Raw genomic sequence first — 18,882 nt, 5'->3', positions numbered from 1 at the left:
TTACCCCCGCCGATGCGCCCACTCACGCATACGCTGAAACAGCACATACAGCGACGGGATAAACAGGATGCCAATCATCGTCGCCACCAGCATACCGCTGAATACCGTGGTGCCGATGATCCGCCGACTCTGCGCCCCGGCGCCGGTGGCGAGCATCATCGGCATAATGCCGATAATAAACGACACCGCGGTCATCATCACCGCGCGGAAGCGGCGGGTGGCCCCCTCGCGCGCGGCATCGACAATCGACAGCCCCTCCTCGCGCCGGCTGCGGGCGAATTCAACAATCAGAATCGCGTTCTTCGCCGCCAGGGCAATCAGCAGCACCAGCCCTATCTGAACATACACATCGTTGGCATAGCCCGCGGTCCACAGCCAGAGCAGCGCTCCGCCGATGGCGAACAGCACCGAGAGCATGACGCTCGCCGGCAGCGTCCAGCTCTCATACTGCGCCACCAGGAACAGCCACGCCATCGCCACCGCCGCCAGCACGATCCACACTGCCTGATTGCCGGTCTGCTGCTCCTGCCAGGAGATCCCGCTCCAGGCATAGTCATATCCCGGCGGCAGATGGGCCTGCAAAATCTGCTCCATGGCCGCCATCGCCGTGCGGCTGCTGACCCCCTCGGCCGCTGAACCGCTCACTGAAACGGACGGGAACTGATTGTACTGCTGAATAAACGGCGCCCCCACCGTCGGCGTAATGGTGACCAGATTGCTCAGCCGCACCCGCTCGCCGTCGCGGCTGCGGACGTACAGCTCGCTAATCTGCTCTGCCCGCTCGCGCCACTGCATCTCATTTTGCATCACCACATGATAGACACGATTGTTACGGCTGAAATCGCCGGCGCGCGTGCCGCCGAACGCCGTCTGCAGGCTGCTGAAAATCTGCGCCACCGGCACATCCAGCAGCGCCGCCCGGTCGCGGTCGACCGTCAGGGTCAGCTGCGGCACGTTGCTGCTCCAGGTGGTAAACACCCGGCTCAGTTGAGGATGCTGGTTCGCCAGCTGGAGGATCTGCCGCGTCACCTGCTCCAGCTCCGCCGACGACTGACCGGCCTGCGCCAGGATGCGCAGGTCAAATCCCGAGGCATTGCCCAGGCCCGGCAGGGTCGGCGGCGCGAAGGTCATGATCGTCGCCTCGGGTAGCGACAGCAGCTGGCGCTGAATATCCGCCATCACCGCATCCAGCGGCGGCCGCTGGTGCCAGTCCTTGAGCATCACCGAGATAAACCCGCCGTTAGAGGCGCTGGTGCCGTTGAGAATGTTGAACCCGGACACCTGAATCACATCCTCCACCGCCGGGTTAGCCATCAGCAGCTTGCGCGCCTGGGCCATCACCGCTTCGGTACGCTCCAGCGACGCCGCCTCCGGCAGCTGCACGCTGGCAAACAGGTAACCCTGATCTTCCTGCGGCAGGAAGCCTTTCGGCATCGAGGTGAAGCTGAACGCCACCAGCGCGCCTGCCGCCACCGTCGCCGCCAGCGCCAGCCAGGGACGGCGGTTCATCCAGCCTACCAGTCGGCCATAGCCGTCGCGGGTGCCGTCGAGAAGACGGTTAAACGCCCGCCACACCGCCGCTGGCCGGGCGGGACGCGGGCGCAGCAGCAGTGCGCAGAGGGCCGGCGTCAGGGTTAGCGCCACCAGGCTCGACAGGGCCACCGCGGTGGAGAGCGTCACGGCAAACTGCCGGTACAGCTCGCCGACGATCCCCGGGAGCAGCGCCACCGGCACAAATACCGCCAGCAGCACCAGGGTCGTGGCGATCACCGGCCCGGCGATCTGCTGCAGCGCCTGGGCGGTGGCCTGCAGGCGATCCAGCCCTTCCGCCATTTTGGTTTCCACATTCTCCACCACCACAATGGCGTCATCCACCACCATTGTCAGGGCGAGAATGATCGCGAACAGGCTGAGGGTGTTGGCGCTGTAGCCCAGCAGATAGAGCACCGCAAAGGTGCCGATCAGTGACACCGGGATCGCCAGCACTACGATCAGCGTCGCTCGCCAGCTCTGCAGGAACAGCGACACCACCACGACCACTGCCAGCAGGGTCAGCGCCAGCGAGACGCCGATCTCTTTGATCGTCGCCGCCACAAAGCGGGTGGTATCGAACTTCACCTCCCAGGTGAGATCCGCCGGAAAGCGAGTGTGCAGGCGGTTAAGCTCCGCACGCACTGCGCTGGCGACCTGCAGGGCATTGGCGGTGGGCGTCGGGTAGATCCCCAGATAGGCCGACGCTTTACCGTTCAGCTGCGCGCCGGAGCTGTAGCTGCGGGCGCCCAGCTCAATGGTCGCCACGTCGGCGAGGCGAACCAGCTGCCCCTGCGCGCCGCGGCGGAGGATAATCTCGCCAAAGCTGGCCGCCTCGTTAAGACGCCCCAGCCCGTTGATGGTCAGCGTCTGCTGCTGGCCGTTGAATACCGGCGGGGTACCCACCTGCCCCGCCGCGCCCTGCACATTCTGCTCGCGCAGCGCCTGGGCAACGTCATCCGTGGTGATGTTGAGCGCGTTCATGCGGTCCGGGCGCAGCCAGATGCGCATACTGTAATCCCGGGCGCCAAACATCTGCACCTCGCCGACGCCGGGCAGGCGGGCCAGCGCCTCGCGCACCTGGGTGCTGGCGTAGTTACTGACAAACAGCGGCGACAGCGTGCCCAGCGGCGAGTAGAGGCTCACCCCCATCAGCAGGTTGCTGGCGCGCTTGCGGACCTGGACGCCATTCTGCTGCACCTCCGCCGGGAGTTGCGCCAGCGCCTGCGCCACCCGGTTTTGCACGTCGATCGCCGCCAGGTCGGCATCGGTGCCCGCCGCGAAGGTAATGCTCAGGCGGTACGTTCCCTCATCCGAGCTGGTGGACTCCATATACAGCATATGATCGACGCCGTTGAGCTGGGTCTCCAGCGGGGCGGCGATGGCTTCCGCCACATCTGACGCGCTGGCGCCCGGCCAGCTGGCGCTGACGTTCACCACCGGCGGGGTGATCGCCGGGTACTGCTCCACCGGGATCAGCTTCAGCGACACCGCGCCGACAAAGGTCAGCAGCAGCGCGATCACCATGGCAAATCGCGGACGACAGATAAAAAAGGTCAGCATCCCTTCTCCTTACTTAGTTCAGCACCTGTACCGCGGCGCCTTCGCGTAAACGCTGCGCGCCGTCGGTGATCACCTGCTCGCCCGCCTGCAGCCCTTTCTCAACCGCAAACTGCTGCCCCTGCTGCCCCGCGAGGGTCAGACGACGCTGCCCGGCGGTGTGGTCCGGCTTCAGCACCCAGCTGAAAAAGCCCTGCGGATCCTGCTGCACGGCGGCGGCCGGGATCATCACCCGCGACTGCAGTTCCTGCGGACGGAACAGGATCGTTACGCTGCCGCCCGGCAGCAGACGGTGCTGCGGATTGGCGAACTCCGCCCGCACCGCCACGCTGCCGGTGCGGGCGTCAATCCGGTTATCGATGGAGGTCAACACCCCATCGCGCCGTTTGCCATCAACCTCAATCTGCGCCAGCCACGCCTGCTTCAGGGCGTGGATGTCGGCGTGCTGGCCGGTTTTGCTGAAAAACGCGGCTTCGTCGAGAGCGAACGACACCCGCACCGGATCCAGCTGCACGATGTCCACCAGCACGCCGCTGGATGGGTTAATCAGCGTCCCGACGTGAAAGGCGCTGTGGCCCACGCGACCGGTCACCGGCGCCGCAATCCGGGTGTAGCTGAGCACAATCTGCTGGGCCTCGACGCGGGCTTTCGCCTGCTGCACGGCGGCGGCGGCGACGTCGCGCTGCATCCGGGCCGTGTCGACGTCGTTGCGGCTGATGGAGTGGTTGTTAATGAGCCGCTCGTAGCGAGTGAGCAGTTGCTGCGACTGACGTAATGAGGCTTCGGCGCTTTTCAGCTCGGCCTGCGCCAGGGCCAGGGCCGCGCGGGGCTGCGCGTCGTCGAGGGTAAACAGCAGGTCGCCCTCGGTAACATACTGGCCATCCTGGAAGTGGCGCTGAACTATCACCCCTTCGGTGCGCGCGCGAATGTCGACGGCGCGGATCGCCTCGACCCGTCCGGGGATGGCGCGTTCTTCAGCATGAGGCGCCAGTTCAACCGTGGCGACGCGGACCGGCACCGCCGGCGCGGCGGTCGCCGTCAGGGCGCCGCCGGCCAGACCGCAGGCCAGCAGAGCAAAGCGGAAGGTTTTAATCATAGGGGGATCCTTGCGAAAGTAACGCGCGCCTGCAGCGAGGCGCGCGAGATCAATCAAGCCGTTTTGCGGAACCGGCGCGTCAGGCGCTTCTCAACTTCCACCACCAGGAACATGGCGACGCCGATGACCAGGGTGATAAACCAGTAGCGCAGCGGCAGCGCTTCCGTACCAAACATGCTCTGCATCAGCGGGACATAGATAATGACCAGTTGCATCAGCAGCAGGACACCGGTCACCAGCCAGATGCCTTTGTTGCGCAGCAGACCCATGCTCAAGGAGAAGCTGTCGCTGCTGCGGCAGTTGATCATGTAGACCCACTGCGCCGTCACCAGCATCTGCAGCAGCACGGTGCGGATAAACTCCGGACTGTGGCCGCGCGGCACCAGCCAGGCCTCAAGGATAAAGGCGGCAATAGCAATCATAGACCCGACAAAAGCCACTCGCCACACGGCGAAGCCATCCATAACGTGCTGGCCGGTTTTACGCGGCGGGCGGTTCATCACGTTGCGCTCTGCGGCTTCAAAGGCCAGGCCGAAGGAGAGCGTCGCCGACGTCGCCATGTTCATCCACAGGATCAGCACCGGGGTCAGCGGAATAATGTTCCCCGCCAGCAGGGCGATGATGATCAGCAGCCCCTGCGCCAGGTTGGTCGGCATGATGAAGAGGATGGTCTTCTTCAGGTTGTCATAGACCCGACGGCCCTCTTTTACCGAGCTGGCGATGGTCGCGAAGTTATCATCGGTCAACACCATGTCAGCCGCCTCTTTGGTGACTTCGGTACCTTTGATACCCATGGCGATACCCACGTCGGCCTGGCGCAGCGCCGGCGCGTCGTTGACGCCGTCTCCGGTCATGCCGACCACTTCGCCGTTATCCTGCAGGGCTTTCACCAGGCGCAGCTTATGCTCCGGGCTGGTACGGGCAAAGATGTCGTACTCCACCGCCGCCTTCGCCAGCGCCGCATCGTCCATGTGCTCCAGCTGGTAGCCGGTCATGGCCTGGCTGCTGTTGGTGATCCCCAGCATCTGGCCGATGCTCATCGCCGTCTGCGGGTGGTCGCCAGTGATCATCTTCACGCGGATCCCGGCGGTCTGGCAGGCATGGATGGCGTCAATGGCTTCCGGACGCGGGGGATCCATCATCCCGGCGATGCCGAGGAAAATCAGCCCCTCCTGCAGGTCCTCATGGTTGAGGGTGGTGGCATCAAGGCTGGCAGGCTTACAGGCCGCCGCCACCATGCGCAGTCCCTGACGGGCGAAGCGCGCCATCTCCTCTTCCCAGTACTGCGCCTCGAACGGCACCGCGCCGTGGCGGCTCATCTGCTCGCGGCACATGGCGAAGATAACGTCCGGCGCACCGGTGATCAGCACCCGGGCCTCGCCATCGATGTGCTGCAGGGTCGACATATATTTGTACTGTGAGTCAAAGGGGATCTTGGCCACCAGACGGGCCTCCACCGCCGGGAGCTGCGCTTTCGCCGCCAGCACCTTCAGCGCCCCTTCGGTCGGCCCGCCGGTGATCCCCCACAGACCGCGCTCATCCTGGGTAAGCTGGCTGTCGTTACACAGGTCGATGGTGCGCAGCCAGGTCTCCAGCACGGTGCCGGGCTGAACCTGCACGGGCTCGTCGCTCCCCTCAAGGAAGATCCGTCCCTGCGGCTCATAGCTGTCGCCTTCCACCCGGTAGCAGCAGTCTGCCGTGATGATCGCTTTGACGGTCATTTCGTTCATCGTCAGAGTGCCGGTTTTATCCGAACAGACCACAGTCATGGCGCCGAGAGTTTCCACGGTCGGCAGCTTACGAATAATCGCCCGCTTGCGCGCCATCGTCTGCACGCCCAGCGACAGAATAATCGAGATGATCGCCGGCAGCCCCTCCGGTACCGCGGCCACCGCCAGGCTAATCAGCGACAGCAGCAGCTCGCCCATCGGGATATCCCGCAGCGCGAGGCTAAAGATAAACAGCGCCACCATCATGGCGAGGATAATGACAAAAATCGCTTTGCCGAGCTTATCCATCTGCACCAGCAGCGGGGTACGGTGCTTCTCAATGCCCGCCATCATCTGGTTGATATGGCCGAGTTCGGTCTCCGCGCCGGTGGCGGTCACCACGCCGATGCCGCCGCCAGCGCTGACGGTGGTGCCTGAGAAGACCATGTTCACCCGGTCGCCCAGCGGCAGGTCGCCCTCCAGCGCGTCGGTGATTTTATCCACCACCGTCGACTCGCCGGTGAGGATCGCCTCTTCCACCCGCAGGTTGTGGGTTTCAATCAGGCGCATATCCGCTGGTACGCGGTCGCCGGCGCGCAGGATAACGATGTCCCCTGGAACCAGGTCGCGCGTCGGGATAGTCTCATGTTTGCCGTTACGCTGGACGCGGGCATCGCTGGAGAGCATGTTGCGGATCCCCTGCAGGGATTTTTCGGCGTTGCTCTCCTGGATATGACCGATCAGGGCGTTAATCACCGTCACGCCGAGGATCACCAGGGTATCGACCCAGTGACCCATAATGGCGGTCAGCGCCGCGGCAGCCAGCAGCACGTAAATCAGTACGTCGTTAAAGTGGGCGAGAAAGCGCAGCCAGCCCGGTTTACCCTTCTTTTCCGGCAGGGCATTCGGACCAAAGGTATTCAGGCGCTCGGCGGCGTCTGCGGAATTTAACCCAGCGGCCTGGCTTTTTGTCTGCGCCAGCACTGCGTCAACGGTCTGCTGCCAGACCTGCCGTGGCGCGGTGTCGCCCGAGGGCGTCGTAAACTTTGGGTTATTCATCTTGGTCAAATTACATTTTCCTTATAAATTCCGTGAATCGGAAAGCCTGAAATCATTCCTGGCCAATGAAGTAAAACGTGGCTAAAAAGCCGGTAAAAATGTGATCCAATATCCGCCTAAATTTTTCGCAAAATACAAAATGTGTGATAAGTTAATTCACAAGATAAATATTACAGAATATTAATAAACCAAAACTAAACGAGGTTAAATATGTTTGGAATCTACCGCGGACGCCGTCTGGTGCTGTACATCCTGCTGGCCATCATTGTTGCCACGCTGGTGGGATATAGCACTTATAGTTTTGTAAAAGCGCTGGCATAATAATGACGTTAATTTACACCCAGCTGCAATTAACTTAATTACAAATTATTTCAGATTAATTAACATGAGAGCGAAAGGCAGGCAATAATATTTAAAATAGCCGTGTTATAGAGAGTAAAAAAACAAAGCATATTGCGTTAAGCATTATTTTACCGGACAATATGTTTTTTAACTGATGATTAACATGACATGAAACATCCGCTGGAAACGCTTCTCTCCGCCGCCGGGATCTTACTGCTGGCCCTGCTCTCCTGTCTGCTGTTGCCCGCGCCTTCGCTGGGCCTGACGCTGGCGCAAAAGCTGGTTGAGACATTCCATATGATGGATCTCAACCAGCTCTATACGGTGTTGTTTTGTCTGTGGTTCTTAGCGCTGGGCACCCTTGAATTTCTGGTGCTGCGCTGGGTGTGGCGTCGCTGGTTCTCCCTCGAACGGTAAACCAGGAGAGCGCGCCTCAGTGGGCGCGGCTGTGGTTTTCTTTGCGGTAGGCGCCCGGCGGCTGGTTGAAGGTCCGGGTGAAGACGCGGGTAAAGGTCTGTTGCGAATCGAAGCCATACTTCAGGCAGATATCGTAGACCCGCTGATCGGTGTCGCGCAGATCGCGGGCGGCCAGCAGCAGCTTCCTTTCACGAATATAGCGCCCAAGGCTCTCTCCCTTGTACTGTAAAAACAGCCGTTGCAGATGCCATTTCGAATACCCGGCATGGCGAGCGATATCATCAATACGCAGCGGTTGATGCAGGTTGTCATCAATCCACTCGACGATAGTGTCAATCACCTGAGCGGAAATCGTCATATGCTCTCTCCTCTGAAACTGCACTGGCGCTTAGCGCCACCAGGCGTTAAATGATTGCGTCTTATCGGCGACCCACAGCGGCTCGCCCTGCATAGGCGTCAGCAGACGCCAGGCCCTTCCTTCGCTGGCAGCCGCCAGCCGTTGATACGGTTCATCCCAGCTGTGTTTCGCCAGAACAAACCGTCCTGCATGCCCAGGCAGCACCGCGCGGGCGCGCAGGTCGTCGGCAGCCTGAGCCGTTTCATCCGGCATCATGTGAATATATTTCCAGTCCTGGTCATACTGCCCGTTCTCCATGATCGCCAGATCAACCGGACCAAATTCATCACCAATCGCTTTGAAGTGCGGCCCATAGCCGCTGTCGCCACTGTAATAAATTTTTTGCTGCGGGGTGACGAACAGAAAACTGGCCCACAGCGTCTGGTTACGCTTCAGTCCACGGCCGGAAAAGTGCCGCGCCGGCAGAACGTGAACGGTGAATTCATCGCTGACCGGGATCGCCTGCTGCCAGTCCGCTTCGGTAATCAGCGCCCCGTCCATCCCCCAGTAGCGCAGATGCGACCCGACGCCCAACGGCGTAATGACCCGCTTAATTTTCGGCAGCAAGGCGCGGATGGTGGCGTAATCCAGATGGTCGTAGTGATCGTGGGAGATGATCAGCAGATCGATGTCTGGCATCCCTTCCGCCCGCCACGGATAGTCGCCGGGAAAGGCTTTATTGATAAAGGAGAACGGCGCCGCGTAATCGCTGAACACCGGATCGATCAGGATACGTTTTCCTGCCAGCTGCAGGTACCAGGAGGAGTGGCCGAGCCAGACCATCACATCCTGCCCCAGGGGCAGCGTCGCCAGGTCGGTCTTCACCAGCGGCAGCGGCTGAGCGGGACGGGCGTTTTCCCGTTTGGTCATCAGGAAATCCCACCACGCCGCCAGCATATTTTTCTGCCCGGTGAACCCTGGCGTGGGCAATGGGTTATGGAACTGGCCGTCCCGGTAGTGGGGAGACGCTTCCACCTGGCTAAGCTGTGCCCCCTGCGGCGCCTTACCAAAACCGGCATTGAGGACAAACGGCAATGTCGTTGCTGCTGCGAGTAACATGATGGCGACCACGCTAAAAGTGACACGGTTCATATCCTGACCAGACAAAAGCCCCCATCCCGGAGGCTTTGTGATATAACTTGATTATGAGTGAGTACGCACTCATTATTAGGAAAGTGATGAAAGTCGTCAAGACGATTTTCAATTTTTGCGTTCCGCCGTTGCAGCGACCTGGTCAGACGTGCAAAGATCGGCGGTTTGTTTAAACCTGCGTGAGGAAAAAAGTAGTGGCTCGTCCAAAGAGTGAAGATAAAAAGCAAGCGTTACTGGAAGCTGCCACCGCGGCTTTCGCCCAGTCCGGCATCGCCGCCTCGACGTCGGCCATCGCCCGCAGCGCTGGGGTGGCCGAGGGGACGCTGTTTCGCTATTTCGCCACCAAGGATGAGTTGCTCAACGAGCTGTACCTCGCGATTAAGCTGCGCCTGGTGCGCACAATGATCGCCGGGCTGGATCCGCACGAGAAGCGCCCGAAAGAGAACGCGCGCAATATCTGGAACAGCTATATCGACTGGGGCGTGCGCAACCCGATGGAGCACAAGGCGATCCGCCGGATGGCGCTCAGCGAGCGCATCACCGACGAAACCCGTCGCCAGGTAAAAGAGAGCTTCCCGGAGCTCAACGAAATGTGCCAACTGTCGGTGAAAGAGATTTTTCTCAGCGAGGCGTACCGCGCCTTTGGCGATGCCCTGTTTCTGTCGCTGGCGGAGACCACCATCGAATTCGCCAGCCACGATCCGCAGCGCGCCCGGGAGATTATCGCCCTCGGCTTTGAAGCCATGTGGAACGCCCTGCATGAGGCGGACGCCTAATGACCCCCGAGATGCTGCATCCCTGCGCTCATCGTATCGCCCTGACCTACCCGTTTACCGAGCACTGCTGGCCTTTTGGGCCAGAGTACGACGTGTTTAAGGTCGATGGCCGTATCTTTATGATCACCATGACCATTCGCGGCCGGGCGCTGGTCAACCTGAAGGCTGAGCCGCAGAAGTCGCTGCTCAATCAGGAAATTTATCGCAGTATCGAACCGGGCTACCATATGAACAAGAAACACTGGATCACGGTGGTGCCGGGAGAGGATATCAGCGAGGATCTGCTGGCCGAGCTGATTGACGATTCGTGGCATCAGGTGGTGAACAAGCTGAGTAAAAAGGCCCAGCAGCGCCTGCGTCCGCGCTGATTTTCAGCCAAATGCGATAAGTGTTATCGCATTTTTCACCCTTATCATTTGGCGATCTTCGCTGTACTCTTCCTCTCCTTAACGCACCGGTAAGGTGCTGTAAACTGTGAGGAAGAGTTATGGATATCGTATCGGTCGCTTTAACGCGCTATTCCACCAAGGCCTTTGACGCCACGAAAAAGCTGACTGCCAGCGAAGCCGAACAGCTGAAAACGCTGCTGCAGTACAGCCCGTCTAGCACCAACTCCCAGCCGTGGCACTTTATCGTCGCCAGCACCGATGAAGGGAAAGCTCGCGTAGCCAAAGCCGCCAGCGGCACCTACGTGTTCAACGAACGCAAAATTCTCGACGCCTCGCACGTGGTGGTGTTCTGCGCGAAAACCGCGATGGACGACGCCTGGCTGCAGCGTGTGGTGGATCAGGAAGAGGCCGATGGCCGTTTCGCCACCCCGGACGCAAAAGCCGCTAACCACAAGGGTCGTACGTTCTTTGCCGATATGCACCGCAAAGAGCTGAAAGATGACGATCAGTGGATGGCGAAGCAGGTGTATCTCAACGTCGGCAATTTCCTGCTGGGCGTGGCGGCGATGGGTCTCGACGCCGTGCCGATCGAAGGGGTCGATTTTGCGATACTCGATGAGGAATTTGACCTGAAAGCCCAGGGCTACACCAGCCTGGTGGTGGTCCCGGTCGGCCACCATAGCGTGGAAGATTTCAACGCCACCCTGCCGAAGTCGCGTCTGCCGCAGTCGACGACCATTACCGAGATTTAATTCCCTTCTGCCGGGAACGCCCGGGCCATAGCGCAGCAGCGTCTCGCCCGGGACTTTCTTCCCCCCACTCTTTCCCCTCTTATTCTGCCGTTTGTGCCAGGTTTCTGGCGCTAATGAGCCCGCTTGTGCCAGGAATAACGACTTTAGTGTGAACCAGCCGATTTAATTAATTGATAAATAATACTTTTTATTTCTGGCACGCCCTTTGCTCTTAACAGATACCGCTATCTGGATGAAGGAGAAACCGGGTGAAACATATCTATGTGGCCAGCCACGGCCATTTTGCTCGCGGACTGGTGAACAGTTTGTCGCTGCTGATTGGCGACGAACACGGCGTTATCCCGGTCTGCGCCTATGACGAAGATATCGTGACCACCGAACAGCTGGAGCAAACCCTGGAGCATCTCATCGTCCAGGCGAATGGTGATGAAGTGGTGATCTTCACCGACCTGCTTGGCGGCAGTATCAACAATAGCGCCGTGAGCGTCTTGATGCGACATCGCAACGTTTTCGTGGTCGCCGGCATCAATCTGACTCTGCTGCTGGAGTTTCTGCTGTGCGAAGAAGCCACTACCGAGGCCGCGATTATCTACGCCACCAGCGCGGCGCGTGAATCCATTGTTTTCATCAATCCTCTAATAACACAACCATCCTCTGACCCACAGGGAGAATCTCATGATTAAACTCGTGCGCATTGATTATCGGCTGCTGCACGGCCAGGTGGTTTTTGCCTGGACCCGAGCGCTGGATATCGACCATATCATCGTCGCCAACGCCAAAGCCGCGGCGGATGCCTTCATTACGATGTCGCTTAACCTGGCAAAGCCAGCGGGCGTCACGCTGGACATCGCCACCGTTGAACAGGCGGCGGAAAAGCTTAACAGCGGCAAGTTGGATCATAAAAAAGTCATGGTGGTCCTTGGCAATACTGCGGAAACCCTCGCGCTAGTGGAAAAAATCCCGGGAATTAGCGCAATTAATTACGGTGGTCTGCCACAGAAGGAAGGGGCAAGACAATTCGGCAAGGCCATCTATCTGACCGACGAGGAAATCGCCCATAGCAGAGCGCTAAAAGAAAAAGGCATTCGGCTGGAGATGCGTCAGGTACCCGCCCACTCGGCTGAACTCCTTAACGACCAACTTTAACTTCGGAGGTCACTATGTTGCTCACCGCAACGTTACTCGGCCTGATCGCCGCCCTGGGGATACTTGATGGCCGCCTGCTTGGGGTATCAATGATCGATCGACCGCTGGTGATGTGCGCCCTCACCGGTCTGGTTTGCGGTAATTTGCATGAGGGGATTCTGATTGGCGCTACGCTGGAGCTTATTTTCCTCGGCAACGTCGCCATCGGCGCCGCGCACCCGCCAGATATCGTGACCGGCTCCGTATTGGCCACCGCGTTTTCGATCATGTCCGGCCGCGGTCCGGAGGCTGCGCTCACCATCGCCATCCCTGTCTCAATGCTGGCGCAGACGCTAGGCATCCTGGTGCGCGTGGTGAACGCCCGCTTTGGTCATCTGGCGGATCGCTATGCGGCACAGGGTAATACCCGAATGGTCGGCCTGATGCACCTCGCCGGTCCGACGCTACTCTATTTTTTAAACGGATTTCTACCGGTATTTTTTGCCATTCTGCTTGGTTCTTCGGCGGTAAGCTGGTTCCTGGAGGCCATTCCACCGGTGATAACCAACGGATTGATCGTCGCCAGTAAGATCCTGCCAGCGCTCGGCTTCGCCCTGCTGATCAGCATGATGCTCAGCAGCAAACTAATGCCGTACCTCGGTCTGGGATTTCTGATAGCGGCATATACCAAACTGGATATCATCGCCATTGCGCTGTTCGCTGTGGTGTTGGCATTTATCATCAGCCAGTTCCTTAATCTTAAGCAGCAGGAGAGCTAATCATGAGCGAAATGACGCAAACTGTGACTGGCGCTACCCAGCCGCAAAGCGATGACGCAAGCCGCATCACCGCCCGCGATTTACGCAGCGTGTTCTGGCGCTCCTTTACGCTACAGGGCTCGTGGAACTACGAGCGCCAGCAGCATATGGGCTACGCCTTTGCCATGTCGCCAGCCCTGAAGCGTATCTATCAGGACCCAACGGAGCTGGGGCGCGCCCTGCAGCGTCATCTGGTGCTGTTTAACACCACGCCCCATCTCTCGACCTTTATCTTCGGCCTGTCGATTGCCATGGAAGAAGAGAACCAGCGTAACCCCGAATTTAATGAGGAGTCGATAAACGCGATTAAAACCAGCCTGATGGGACCGCTGGCGGGCATCGGCGACTCCATTTTCTGGGGATCATTAAAGGTTATCGCCGCCGGGATGGGTATCTATTTCGCCCAGCAGGGCAGCCTGCTGGGACCGATACTGGCGCTGTTAGTTTATAACCTGCCGCATCTTTTGTGCCGCTGGTATGGCCTGAAGCTCGGCTACCGGGCGGGTACGACCTGGCTGATGAGAATTTACCAAAGCGGCCTTATGGACCGGGTGACCTATATCGCATCAATTGTTGGCCTCATGGTCGTCGGCGCGATGACCGCCAGCATGATAGATATCACCACCCCGCTCAGCTTTACCGCCGGGCAGACCACCATGAAGGCGCAGGAGTTTATTGACAAAATTCTTCCTTCGCTGCTGCCGCTGCTTTTCACCCTCGGGATGTACAAGTTGATCCGTAAGGGAGTCAATATTAACTGGATCCTGCTAGGAACCGTCGCGTTTGGCATGGCGGCCAGCGCGCTAGGCCTGCTTTAAGAAGAGGAATATCACCCATGCACGTAGAAGACTATATGAATGAAACACCCGCCCGTCTGCTCGCTATGCTGACGCAGACGCGGGAAGATCTCTGGCAGGCGGCGAAAGCGCTAACGGAGCGCGGCATCACGCGTATTATCCTGACCGGCTCCGGTACCTCTTATCACGGCGCGCTGACCGCCCGCTCGTTTATGCAGCAGTGGTGCGGGCTACCCGTTGATGTCTACTGGCCTTTTCTGCTGGATGATTCGGCGCTGACCCTCAGCGACAAAGCGCTGGTCATCGGCATTTCTCAGGGAGGCGGCAGCCTCTCTACCCTCGCCGCAATGGAACGCGCCCGGGCAGCCGGGCATCTCACCGCTTCCATGGCCGGGGAAGCGCCAGCCGTTATCGACCGGGCGGCAGATTTGGTCTTAACAGTACCCTGTGGAGAAGAGCGGGCTGGCGCTAAAACCAAAGGGTATCACTGCACCATACTTAATCTGATGCTGCTGGCGCTTGCTGTCGCCAGTCGCCAGCGGCGCCTGAGCGATGAGGAGCGCAAAGCGCTACTCATCCGCATGGATACCACGTTTAATCATTTGCCGACGCTCATTGAGGCCTCGCAGGCGTGGGTTCTCAATCATGCCCGACCGCTTATCGACAGCGCGGACATTCGCCTGACCGGTCCGGCAAGGCTGTTTGGCACCGTTCAGGAAGGTGCGCTAAAGATGCTTGAAACGCTACGCTGTCCGGTTGCCGGTTATGAATTTGAGGAGTTCATCCACGGGATCTATAACGCCTTCGACGAGCGCTCTACCCTGATCATGCTCGATCCGTTTCCCGATGAGCGTCAGGATCGCCTGGCGGAAATACTTGGCGGCTGGACTCAGCATATTTATCGCATTGGTCCACAAGTCGAAAATAACGGCAAAAATATGCCCTTCGCATTTATTAACGATCCCGACTTTGCGGTCTTTGAATATATCATTCCGTTACAAATGGTTTGTGCCCGACTGCCACCAGTGAAGGGCATCGATCCCGCGATACCGAAGGATCCGCAGTTCCACCAGAAAATGAAAAGTAAACAACCCAATTAATTGACGCATAGTAAAAGTTATCCGCTATTCAGCGGAGGACCCGTTACATCTCAAGGAGACCAATATGTCTATAGCTCATAAAAACGCACATACTATTATTCGCGATATTTTATCTAAGCAGCACATTGAGCGCGTATGGTTTGTTGGCTGCGGTGGTTCATTAACCGGTTTCTGGCCGGGGAAATATTTTCTCGATTGTGAAGCTAAAAAGCTGGCCGTCGGCTATGTTACCAGTAATGAATTTGTCCACGCGACGCCGAACGCGTTAGGTAAAAACAGCGTAGTGATCCTCGCCTCGCAGCAGGGCAACACCGCTGAAACGGTGGAAGCCGCCCGCATCGCGCGTCAGAAAGGCGCCGCCACTATTGGACTGGTATATACCCCCGGCACGCCGCTGTGCGAACACAGCGATTACACTATTGAATACTGCTGGGCGCGCTATCCCGAAACCGTCGATCCGACGCAGCAAAAAGCGGCATACAGCCTGTGGCTGGCGCTGGAAGTGCTTGCGCAAACTGAGGGATACGCCCATTACGATCAGATGGTCAGCGCCTTTGCCAGTTTTGAATCCGTGGTACGCGGCGCTCAGCAGCAGGTTCAGGCGGATGCGCGCCATTTTGCCGAAGCCTGGAAGAGCGAAAAGGTCATCTACATGATGGGCAGCGGCCCCTCATTCGGCGCCGCGCATCAGGAATCCATCTGTATTCTGCTGGAGATGCAGTGGATTAACTCCGCGAGCATCCATAGCGGCGAGTATTTCCACGGTCCCTTTGAGATTACCGAAGCGGGAACGCCGTTTATTTTATTAAAAAGCAGCGGCCGCACACGCCCGCTGGATGACCGCGCGATCCGCTTTATCGAACATTACCAGGGAAAACTGCAGATTATTGACGTGGAAAAGGTGGGAATCGACACACTGCACACCAGCGTGCGCGAATATTTCTGCGGCCTGCTGCACAACTGCGTACTGGATGTTTACAACCTGGCGCTGGCCACCGCCCGCAACCACCCGCTGACCACCCGCCGCTATATGTGGAAAGTCGAATATTGATTCGCTAGCCGCCTGCCAGCCCCGGCGTAATTCTCCGGGGCTGCGTTGAGAATTACCAGCTAAAATCTTCAATACGTAATTCAAAAATATCGTGAATATAGCCAATTTCCGCTACCGGTAGCGCCACGTTATAGAGTATTTTCAGGCGCTGGAACGAGTGATTCACCATGGCAATAAATTCGCCATGCTGGCGGGTAAATTGCTCAAGATCTTTATAATGGCTAATTTCATTACGCATTACCAGACGCTCAATCATACAGCTGAGATGCACATATAAACTGATAATTAAGTTATTATTAAAATGAAAACCAAGCGTATTTTGCCACTCAGCGATAATGGTTTCGATATGGCCCATGGTTTTTCCGGCATTCAGTATCGTCAGAGAGTTGACAACGTTATGCAGCGAAAACTCACGAACCATATTTTTATTAATCAGCGCAATTTGCTTTTCATTAAGATAGCCACTTAAGAGCTGACTCAGATGTCGATGCCCCTGCTCGCCAAGTAGTTCCTCAATGCCAACCCAGGGCACTCCGGCCAGCTGCGGGTCGTGGGTACCCACGACCGCAATAACTTCATACTGGTGGAGTAACGATACCGCCGTACGACTGTTTTTTAAGCGCGTATACTCGCAGGCGATGATGTTAATATCAAAATCGTTGAGCAGGCTCTTCTCCATCAGATTTTTAAATTTAAATGCGGTACCGATACCTGTAATACAGGTCACCAGCAGCGCACGCTCTTTTTTTTCTGCGGGCCAGAACACATCCCAACGCGACTGATTAAGCGGCACGATCTCTTCGGCGATTTGTTCGATGTTTTTTCCCAGCGCGATCTCGCTGGCAACGTTCAGCGCCATGCGGGTCGTTACGTTATCCACCACCACCAGCGGGCCGTGAATCACCGACAAAAGCGCATCGGCAATCTCCTTGGTGTAGCCCATATCAATAAGCACCATCACACCCGCACGCGTGTCCGTATGCTGGAGATAATCAACCACGGCGCGACTGACATCGTTAAACGCCACCTCCATCGGCATATCCATGGCCTGGTAGATCTTCTCGCCAATCAGGCGGTTGGCAACGCCGGCAATGCTGCTGGCGGTCGAATAACCGTGGGCGATTATCAGCGCTTTCACTTTTCCGCCGCTGGTCGCATCAATCGCATTGCTGACGATAGCGGCAACCGCCAGGCGGTCAAGCGTATCGATGAGCAGATCGTATTTATTATTGACGACATCCAGTAGTTTCTCCGCGATACGCTGCGCCAGCCCCGCCGAGGAGTCCAGCCAGCGCTGCATCACCAGACGCACGGGCTCAGCAACGCTACGCGGCGCCAGAGGGAGGCTGGTGAGGTAGCGGCCGGTAAGATAAGCGAATTCGACATTTAGCTGAAGGTCATAATTGACAGCGATTGCTTTGCCCACATCTTCAATAAAGCGCAGCCGTTTGTCCTGCAGAGAGACCGTACTCTCCTGATTCATCAGCGCATCAAGATAGAGCGTCACGTTCTGATAAATAAGCTTTTCAAAGGTCCGCACGCTAATATTATCCTGAGCCAACTCCTCGCACAGGCTACAAATATTTTCCGTTAGCCGTTGGTATTCATGGTGACGACCAGAAAAAAGAGGCTGCGCGTCGCCATCGCGGTAAATCATAACCCGCTCGCTATTTTGCTGAAGGGAAAAAGGCGCATCCGCCAGTAATCGGTCGGGCAGCAAACCCGCTTTTATGTGTAAAAGACCGCTATCACGTTCGCCAAATGTCCAGGCGCTGGCGCAAATATTGCGAATCAAATTTTCCAGCCCACCGACATTTCCTTCAAGCGTTTCACGCATGAGCTGGCTGACGATTTCGCCATCCAACGCCAGATCGTGGTTCAAACGCTGGGCTTCACGGCGGAAAAAGTGGTGGATAAACGCCAGCCGCTCGAATTGGCCGCGTTCAGCGATCGGCAGAATTTTTACAATTACCGGAATACGGCGAATAAAGGTCGCCAGGAAATGTTTTTCCAGATCCTCGGTTGAAGCAAAAATTAGCCGCACCGTGGCGCTGCGCTCATCGGTGCTCTCCCCCAGCCGGCGCCAGCTACCGTTATCCATAAAATGAAACAGCTTTTCCTGACCTTCGGGCGGCAGCCGATGAACCTCATCGATAAACAACACCCCACCGTTGCTGGTCTCGATAAGACCAGGAACGGCTTTATCGGCGCCGGTAAAGGCCCCCTTCGCATGACCAAATAACTTCGAGGTCAGTAGTTCTGGATTATTCGCGTACTCGGCGCAGTTAAATACGGTAAAAGGCGCATCGGCAGGTAAAATGCCTTCATCTATTGCGTAGTGCCAGAGCTGGCGAGCTAGAAAACTTTTCCCAGTGCCAGTAGGGCCCCGCAGCAGCAGCGGCAGACCTGCGCCAGGGTAGCTGATGGCAGCCTTGCACTGGCGCAATGCTTCCTGCAGGCTGCCCTGCGCGCCAATCAGCTGCGCCAGACTATCCTGACGCTCCGCGCACAGCGCCTGAATGGAGGCGTATTCGCCGTGCCGAACCGCCAGGCGGTGATGATCGCGCAGAACGGTAACGGGTAAAAACAGCACCGGGCGACCATTCACTTTGACCACCCGCTGCTCGCGATGGAGATTATTCAGATGATGGCTGATGATGCTGCGTTTTTGCTTCAAGCTATCGGCAATGGCCATAGCGTTAAACTCGCCCAGCGCTTCCGCCGTCAGCGCTCGCCCGGCGATCCGTTGTTCTAGCTGGCGAAAAATCGACTCCTTGTTCATCTCGCTCCCCTGTCAAAAGCGTAAAATTCGCTTATACGACAATTCGCGCAGGACGTCGCTGCCGTCAGCCACACTTCTTTAAAAGCGCTT

At 57.9% G+C, this 18,882-nt stretch carries 16 protein-coding genes; 10 read left to right on the top strand and 6 right to left on the bottom strand.

Annotation, left to right across the window (positions count from 1 at the left end):
* From N438_RS15740 to N438_RS15730, 3 genes are read right to left on the bottom strand one after another with little or no spacing between them, the layout of a single operon-like run.
* A complete protein-coding gene (locus N438_RS15740; protein ID WP_116696369.1) occupies positions 1 to 3,093 on the bottom strand; it encodes an efflux RND transporter permease subunit in 3,093 nt (1,030 codons plus the stop codon).
* Between the two features lie 13 nt (positions 3,094 to 3,106).
* The gene (locus N438_RS15735; RefSeq protein ID WP_016160440.1) at positions 3,107 to 4,186 is read right to left on the bottom strand and encodes an efflux RND transporter periplasmic adaptor subunit; all 1,080 of its coding nucleotides are present in this window, start codon (positions 4,184 to 4,186) and stop codon (positions 3,107 to 3,109) included.
* Between the two features lie 53 nt (positions 4,187 to 4,239).
* Entirely contained in the window at positions 4,240 to 6,963 is a 2,724-nt protein-coding gene (locus tag N438_RS15730) for a cation-transporting P-type ATPase (protein WP_165818803.1), read from the bottom strand.
* 501 nt (positions 6,964 to 7,464) lie between these two features.
* Here N438_RS15730 and N438_RS15720 point away from each other — a divergent pair.
* On the top strand, positions 7,465 to 7,713 hold the full coding sequence (locus N438_RS15720) for a DUF1158 domain-containing protein (protein ID WP_008805539.1): 249 nt from the start codon (positions 7,465 to 7,467) through the stop codon (positions 7,711 to 7,713).
* Between the two features lie 16 nt (positions 7,714 to 7,729).
* Here the strand turns inward: N438_RS15720 and N438_RS15715 are convergent, their stop codons facing one another.
* Together N438_RS15715 and N438_RS15710 are read right to left on the bottom strand one after the other, a co-directional pair.
* Entirely contained in the window at positions 7,730 to 8,071 is a 342-nt protein-coding gene (locus N438_RS15715) for a RamA family antibiotic efflux transcriptional regulator (protein ID WP_002893035.1), read from the bottom strand.
* 30 nt (positions 8,072 to 8,101) lie between these two features.
* Positions 8,102 to 9,217, bottom strand: a complete 1,116-nt coding sequence (locus tag N438_RS15710) for an MBL fold metallo-hydrolase (protein ID WP_162823038.1) — start codon at positions 9,215 to 9,217, stop codon at positions 8,102 to 8,104.
* Positions 9,218 to 9,396: 179 nt separating this feature from the next.
* Between N438_RS15710 and N438_RS15705 the strand changes: the two genes are divergently transcribed.
* The 9 genes from N438_RS15705 (at position 9,397) to N438_RS15665 (ending at position 16,010) form a co-directional block, all read left to right on the top strand.
* The gene (locus N438_RS15705; RefSeq protein ID WP_012968754.1) at positions 9,397 to 9,978 is read left to right on the top strand and encodes a TetR/AcrR family transcriptional regulator; all 582 of its coding nucleotides are present in this window, start codon (positions 9,397 to 9,399) and stop codon (positions 9,976 to 9,978) included.
* A complete protein-coding gene (locus tag N438_RS15700; protein WP_008805536.1) occupies positions 9,978 to 10,346 on the top strand; it encodes an MmcQ/YjbR family DNA-binding protein in 369 nt (122 codons plus the stop codon). Before N438_RS15705 ends, N438_RS15700 begins: the two co-directional genes overlap by 1 nt.
* Before the next feature lie 119 nt (positions 10,347 to 10,465).
* Entirely contained in the window at positions 10,466 to 11,119 is a 654-nt protein-coding gene (nfsB, locus tag N438_RS15695; protein WP_116696367.1) for an oxygen-insensitive NAD(P)H nitroreductase, read from the top strand.
* Between the two features lie 248 nt (positions 11,120 to 11,367).
* Positions 11,368 to 11,802: a PTS sugar transporter subunit IIA gene (locus tag N438_RS15690; RefSeq protein WP_002893017.1), complete on the top strand. Its 435-nt coding sequence runs from the start codon at positions 11,368 to 11,370 to the stop codon at positions 11,800 to 11,802.
* Entirely contained in the window at positions 11,795 to 12,265 is a 471-nt protein-coding gene (locus N438_RS15685) for a PTS sugar transporter subunit IIB (protein ID WP_008805534.1), read from the top strand. Before N438_RS15690 ends, N438_RS15685 begins: the two co-directional genes overlap by 8 nt.
* A 14-nt stretch (positions 12,266 to 12,279) precedes the next feature.
* Positions 12,280 to 13,023, top strand: coding sequence for a PTS mannose/fructose/sorbose/N-acetylgalactosamine transporter subunit IIC (locus N438_RS15680; protein WP_004183295.1), 744 nt, complete (start codon positions 12,280 to 12,282; stop codon positions 13,021 to 13,023).
* 2 nt (positions 13,024 to 13,025) lie between these two features.
* A complete protein-coding gene (locus tag N438_RS15675) occupies positions 13,026 to 13,880 on the top strand; it encodes a PTS system mannose/fructose/sorbose family transporter subunit IID (protein ID WP_004176976.1) in 855 nt (284 codons plus the stop codon).
* A gap of 17 nt (positions 13,881 to 13,897) precedes the next feature.
* On the top strand, positions 13,898 to 14,959 hold the full coding sequence (locus N438_RS15670) for an SIS domain-containing protein (protein WP_004176977.1): 1,062 nt from the start codon (positions 13,898 to 13,900) through the stop codon (positions 14,957 to 14,959).
* A gap of 64 nt (positions 14,960 to 15,023) precedes the next feature.
* Positions 15,024 to 16,010 carry an SIS domain-containing protein gene (locus N438_RS15665; protein ID WP_060619380.1) on the top strand — a complete coding sequence of 329 codons (987 nt, stop codon included), beginning with the start codon at positions 15,024 to 15,026 and terminating at the stop codon, positions 16,008 to 16,010.
* Positions 16,011 to 16,062: 52 nt separating this feature from the next.
* On the opposite strand, the gene N438_RS15660 is transcribed toward N438_RS15665, so the two are convergent.
* Positions 16,063 to 18,792 carry a sigma-54-dependent transcriptional regulator gene (locus N438_RS15660; RefSeq protein WP_008805532.1) on the bottom strand — a complete coding sequence of 910 codons (2,730 nt, stop codon included), beginning with the start codon at positions 18,790 to 18,792 and terminating at the stop codon, positions 16,063 to 16,065.
* Between the last annotated feature and the right edge of the window lie 90 nt (positions 18,793 to 18,882).

Origin of the sequence: Klebsiella sp. GL120222-02 (assembly GCF_003097195.1) — a bacterium.
Lineage (GTDB): Bacteria > Pseudomonadota > Gammaproteobacteria > Enterobacterales > Enterobacteriaceae > Klebsiella > Klebsiella variicola.
The sequence above is the reverse complement of the archived record's forward strand: the minus strand, read 5'-3'. Positions and strand labels throughout refer to the sequence as shown.

Coding starts and splice junctions, on each gene's coding strand:
- N438_RS15740 (WP_116696369.1), bottom strand. CDS start 3,093: ATGCTGACCTTTTTTATCTGTCGTCCGCGATTTGCCATGGTGATCGCG.
- N438_RS15735 (WP_016160440.1), bottom strand. CDS start 4,186: ATGATTAAAACCTTCCGCTTTGCTCTGCTGGCCTGCGGTCTGGCCGGC.
- N438_RS15720 (WP_008805539.1), top strand. CDS start 7,465: ATGAAACATCCGCTGGAAACGCTTCTCTCCGCCGCCGGGATCTTACTG.
- N438_RS15715 (WP_002893035.1), bottom strand. CDS start 8,071: ATGACGATTTCCGCTCAGGTGATTGACACTATCGTCGAGTGGATTGAT.
- N438_RS15700 (WP_008805536.1), top strand. CDS start 9,978: ATGACCCCCGAGATGCTGCATCCCTGCGCTCATCGTATCGCCCTGACC.
- nfsB (WP_116696367.1), top strand. CDS start 10,466: ATGGATATCGTATCGGTCGCTTTAACGCGCTATTCCACCAAGGCCTTT.
- N438_RS15685 (WP_008805534.1), top strand. CDS start 11,795: ATGATTAAACTCGTGCGCATTGATTATCGGCTGCTGCACGGCCAGGTG.
- N438_RS15680 (WP_004183295.1), top strand. CDS start 12,280: ATGTTGCTCACCGCAACGTTACTCGGCCTGATCGCCGCCCTGGGGATA.
- N438_RS15675 (WP_004176976.1), top strand. CDS start 13,026: ATGAGCGAAATGACGCAAACTGTGACTGGCGCTACCCAGCCGCAAAGC.
- N438_RS15670 (WP_004176977.1), top strand. CDS start 13,898: ATGCACGTAGAAGACTATATGAATGAAACACCCGCCCGTCTGCTCGCT.
- N438_RS15665 (WP_060619380.1), top strand. CDS start 15,024: ATGTCTATAGCTCATAAAAACGCACATACTATTATTCGCGATATTTTA.
- N438_RS15660 (WP_008805532.1), bottom strand. CDS start 18,792: ATGAACAAGGAGTCGATTTTTCGCCAGCTAGAACAACGGATCGCCGGG.